Here is a 4306-nt window from a genome sequence, read left to right on the forward strand (position 1 = left end):
GGGCGGGCAGGGGGTCGTCCTGCTCGGCGAGGGGCCGGGCGGTGAGCGGGTGGCGATCAAGCTGATCCAGGCGGGCCTGGCCGATGGCGACGCCCGCGGCGCGTGGGCCGGCGAGATCGGGCTCGCCCGCAGGGTGAAGGCGTTCTGCACCGCCCAGGTGCTGGACACCGGCGAGTCGGGCGGCGTGCCGTACATCGTCAGCGAGTTCGTGGACGGGCCCAGCCTGGCGCAGGTGATCAAGGAACGCGGGCCGATGAGCGGGGCCGAGCTGCGCCGCGTGGCGATCGGCACGCTCACCGCGCTGGCCGCCATCCACCAGGCCGGGGTGGTGCACCAGGACTTCAAGCCGGGGAACGTGCTGCTCAGCAGGGACGGCCCGCGGGTGATCGACTTCGGCATCTCGCGCGCGCTGGACGCCGCCGAGACCACCGGCGAGGGGCTGCTCGGCACCCCGCCGTTCATGGCGCCCGAGCAGTTCGCCGGGCTGCCCTCGGGGCCGCCCGCGGACCTGTTCGCCTGGGGGTCCACGATCGTGTGCGCGGCGACCGGCCGCCCGCCGTTCGGGTCGGGCGACCTGCCGGCCGTGATCGCCGGCATCCTGCACACCGACCCGGACCTCGGCGCCCTGGACGGCGAGCTGCGCGAGCTGGTCGCGCGCTGCCTGGCCAAGGACCCGGAGGCGCGTCCCACCGCGACCCAGGCGCTGCTCACCCTGCTCGGCCATCCGGTGCCCGAGGTGCGGTTGCTGGCCGAGGGTCAGGAGTCGGCCGCCCCTCCCGCGCGCCGCCGCCGGTGGCCGGTCGTGCTTGTGGCCGCGGCCTGCGCGGTGGCGGTGGCGGTCACGGCGGGCGTCCTGCTCACCCGTACGGCCGGGCCCACCGAGCCGAGATCGGCCCCTCCCACGGCTCCCGCGCCCAAGGGCGGCCGGATGCCGGTGAAGTCGACCTCCGAATTCCGCATCCCCGGCACCGGGATCATTTTGCGCGAGAACGCCGCCGACCCCGTGTCGGTCTCCAGCTACATCGACCGCCGCGGGGAGAGTGACGGGTTTCCGTCCTACGTGCGCGACCCGCGCACCCGCCGCTTCGCCTATTACGGGGGCTACCAAGAGCCGGTCACCTCACCGGGCGGCGGCTATGTGGCCTCCGTGACCGCCGGCGCCCTGACCGACCCGAGCTTCGAGACGATCCGGATCGCCGACCGGGTGCGCGGGCAGGAGGTGCGGATCAGGAGCGTCGCCAGGCCGGCGTACACCGCCTCTCCGGCGTGGCGCAGCGATGGCCGGCTGCTGTTGCTGACCATCTATCCCGAGCCCGGCACCGGACGCAAGGAGACCGACGGTTTCGTCGTCGTCGATCCGGCGGCGCGGACCGCCTCGGTGGTGTCCCTGCCCGGAGGGCACGACTCGGCCTACTACTGGGGCGGGGACGGCTCGACGGTGCTGCACCAGAGCGCGGGAGGCGCGGTGGCGGTACACGATCTCAAGGGCAGGGTGCTGCGCTCGTTTCCCGGCGTCGGCCGGCTGCTGGGCATGAACGCGGCGAAGTCGTGGGTGGGCACGGTGTTCGGCACGGCCTGCCCGGATTTCTCGGTGAGCGTCTGCCTGTGGGACGCCGCCTCCGGCGCGCGGCGGGCGTCGGTGCCGCTGCCCGAGCGGGTCGTCGTCCAGGGCTGGCTGGACGACCTGCACCTGCTCGCGGTGCGGTCGGACACCCGGACCACCGAGGTGATCATGCTGGACCGGCGTGGCACGGCCGTGCGCACGCTGGCCGAAGGGCCGGTCGCCGAGTTCGGCGACGTCACCCTGTGGTTCACCGCGAACTGACCGGCCGCTCAGGCCGGCGCGCCCACCCGGTCCACGATCTGGTCGGCGCCCTCCTCGCGGGCGCAGTGCGCGCAGCAGTACCACCGGTCGCCGGCCTGTACGCCGTGCCCGATCACCCGGCAGCCGCAGTGCTCGCACACCGGGGCCATCCGCTGGATCGCGCACTCGAATGAGTCGAAGACGTGGGTCACCCCCTGCGCCCGGATCTCGAAAGCCATGTCGTAGTCGTTTCCGCAGGTCTCACAGCGTGCCAACGGTCTCTCCCCCATCGCGTCCCGAACGCGTGCTCCGAAGGAGGACTACCCGGGGCCGGGCCATCAAGTCGCCCGCGCATCGGCAAGTTACGGCCACCCGGGCGGGGACGGCGTCCTGCCTGCCTCCGCCGAAGGCAGGTCGCCGTGCCGCCACGGGCGGCGTCGCGCAAATGCGGCGCGACCGGGCGACCGGGCGGCGCTAGGCCGCGACCGGCGCCCGGTGCGGATCGACCGCGCGGCCGTCGGGCAGCAGCAGGCCGGTGTCCTCGAAGAGCAGGACGCCGTTGCACAGCAGGCTCCACCCCTGGTCGGGGTGCGCGGCGATGACGTGTGCGGCCTCGCGGTCGGCAGAGTAGGCGTTGGGGCAGGTCGGCTGGTGCTGGCACATGATGGCACCTCTCAGGGTGGCGCTCGTGCGTGCGTGCATGTCCCATTCTGCCGAGCGCCACCGACACTTTTCCTGCTCGACGGGGCCATGCACCTTCACGACTCCAGAATGTTCCACGCCGCTGAAGAACCGCTTGCAGAACACTGAACCTTCGCACAACGTCGGCCGGCGCCGGTGGCCGATGCGGACCTGGACACCCCGGCGCGGACCTGCGCGGCCGGCGGCCCACACCCGAGGATTCGTCATATTACGCAGGGAATTCCACTATTTTTGTGGGCAATGTCGTCGCCCCTGGAGTCCTTCCCTCGATGACCACCGCACTACGGGCCGCCCTGGCCTTCACCCTGCTCGCGGGTTTCTACGCGCTGGTCGGTCTCATCTTCGCCGGCGCAGTCTTCTTCGACGTTTACCTGTTCGTCGATTTCCACGCCCGTGGCATCCAGGTGGCCGCCGTACTGACGCTCGCCGCCATCGCGCTCGCCAGGGCGCTGTGGATGGTCAGCCGGGCCCGACCGGGCGAGGAACCGGGCGTGGCCGTGGATCGGCGGCAGGAGCCGGAGCTCTGGCGGGTCGTCACGGACCTGGCCCAGCGGGTGCGCACCGCCCCGCCCGACGAGATCCGGCTGGTGGCCGAGGTCAACGCGGCGGTGGGCGAGGAGACGCGGCTGCTCGGCCTGATGGCCACCCGCCGCCGGATGTACATCGGGCTGCCCCTGCTCCAGGCCCTCACGGTGGACGAGATGCGCGCGGTGCTCGGGCACGAACTCGGCCACTACAGCGGCGCGCACACCCGGCTCGGCGCGCCGGTCTACCGGGGCAGGGTGGCGCTCGGCGCGGCCGTCGGCCACCTGGGCCGCCACCCCGTGCTGCAACGCGTCTTCCTCGCGTACGCCAAGCTCTACATGCGCGTGTCCCAGGCCGTCTCGCGGCGTCAGGAGCTGGAGGCCGACCGGTTCGCGGTCGCCATCGCGGGCCGTGAGGCGATGAGCGGCGCGCTGCGCAAGGTCCGCTTCACCGCGCTGGGCTGGGACCTGTTCATGTCGGGCTACGTGAGCATGGCGGGCGCGGCGGGCAGCCGCCCGGCGCAGGTCATGGCGGGCTTTTCGGCGATGCTGGCCGAACCGGGCAGGCAGGCCGAACTCGCCTCCGCCGCCGGGGAGCCGGAGACCACCTCGCCCTACGACTCCCATCCCAGCCTCGCCGAACGGCTGGCCGCCATCGCCGCGCTGCCCGACCCCGGGCACGTCCCCGACCGGCGGCCGGCCACGGCGCTGCTCGTCGATCCGGCGGTCGCGGCGAACGCCGTGGAGGGCACCATCTGGTCCCCGCAGGCCCTGGCCACGCTGCGGCCGGTGCCGTGGGAGGACATGGTGGCGGCGGCGATGTACGAGATGCGCAACGCCGAGGCGCTGCACGACCTCGCCGTGGCCGGGCAGCGGGTGATGGGCACGCCGCTGCCGTACCTGGACGCGGCCTTCGAGGCGCTGGCCAGGGGGCAGGCCGCGGCGCTCACGCACGAACTGCGCCGGCTCGGCTGGAATCCATCGGAGACGCTGCTCGGCGGCGTGCTCGGGCAGGCGCTGGAGGCGGTGCTGATCCAGCACGGTGAGGCCCGCTGGCGGCTGTCGTGGTCGGGCCCGGCCCGGCTGCTCTACACCGACGGCGAGGAGGTGGCGCTGTCGCACTACGCCGCCAAGGTCGCGAGCGACCCGTCGTCCATCCCCGGTCTTCGCGAGTGGCTGGCCGAGCAGGGGATCGCGCCCGACTACACGCCACCGGCCACGCGGGCCGCGCCCGTCGGCTGACCCGCGCTACGCGCGGCAGACGTCCTGGTAGGGC

4 protein-coding genes are annotated in these 4306 nt (G+C 73.4%); 2 read left to right on the forward strand and 2 right to left on the reverse strand.

Going from position 1 to position 4306, the window contains the following annotated elements; genetic code table 11:
- On the forward strand, positions 1-1825 hold a 1825-nt coding region (locus tag C1I98_RS35990; protein ID WP_146607851.1), incomplete at its 5' end, for a serine/threonine-protein kinase.
- A gap of 8 nt (positions 1826-1833) precedes the next feature.
- Here C1I98_RS35990 and C1I98_RS35995 read toward each other — a convergent pair.
- Positions 1834-2079, reverse strand: coding sequence for a metallothionein (locus C1I98_RS35995; RefSeq protein ID WP_199537479.1), 246 nt, complete (start codon positions 2077-2079; stop codon positions 1834-1836).
- Positions 2080-2278: 199 nt separating this feature from the next.
- Positions 2279-2467 carry a DUF5999 family protein gene (locus C1I98_RS36000; protein ID WP_111171765.1) on the reverse strand — a complete coding sequence of 63 codons (189 nt, stop codon included), beginning with the start codon at positions 2465-2467 and terminating at the stop codon, positions 2279-2281.
- Between the two features lie 308 nt (positions 2468-2775).
- Here C1I98_RS36000 and C1I98_RS36005 point away from each other — a divergent pair, with 308 nt between their 5' ends.
- Positions 2776-4272 carry a M48 family metallopeptidase gene (locus C1I98_RS36005; RefSeq protein WP_111171764.1) on the forward strand — a complete coding sequence of 499 codons (1497 nt, stop codon included), beginning with the start codon at positions 2776-2778 and terminating at the stop codon, positions 4270-4272.
- Positions 4273-4306: the final 34 nt, after the last annotated feature.

Origin of the sequence: Spongiactinospora gelatinilytica, from assembly GCF_003236385.1 — a bacterium.
Taxonomy (GTDB): Bacteria; Actinomycetota; Actinomycetes; order Streptosporangiales; family Streptosporangiaceae; genus Spongiactinospora; species Spongiactinospora gelatinilytica.

Excerpts from the sequence above, each read along its gene's own strand:
- C1I98_RS36000 (WP_111171765.1), bottom strand. The coding sequence starts at position 2,467 with ATGTGCCAGCACCAGCCGACCTGCCCCAACGCCTACTCTGCCGACCGC.
- C1I98_RS36005 (WP_111171764.1), top strand. The coding sequence starts at position 2,776 with ATGACCACCGCACTACGGGCCGCCCTGGCCTTCACCCTGCTCGCGGGT.